Origin of the sequence: Wenyingzhuangia sp. 2_MG-2023, from assembly GCF_030548295.1 — a bacterium.
In the GTDB taxonomy this organism is placed as follows: Bacteria; Bacteroidota; Bacteroidia; order Flavobacteriales; family Flavobacteriaceae; genus Wenyingzhuangia.
Map to the genome: position 1 here is coordinate 1 of NZ_JAUOSB010000247.1, position 228 is coordinate 228.

The 228-nt window shown below is 43.9% G+C and carries 1 pseudogene; it reads right to left on the reverse strand.

From position 1 onward, the window contains the following. Positions 1 to 228: pseudogene (locus Q4548_RS17150) on the reverse strand (glycine dehydrogenase subunit 2); the annotation flags it as partial.

The window sequence follows — 228 nt, forward strand, 5'->3', positions numbered from 1 at the left end:
GCTTTGAACTCATCCAAACATGGCAAGCCCGTCTTTTCATCCGGTAACAAAGTAATCACTCGGTAGCCAAGTATTGAGGTGGCAGCTGCATCTACTGGGTGAGAATGTAGCGTTGTAATGATTTCATTTTTATGGGTATTACCATTCGCTTTATGAAACGCACTGATAATTTGTGCATTCGCATAAATGGCGTGACCACCGGAAGCAGGAAGAAATGAAACGCGATCC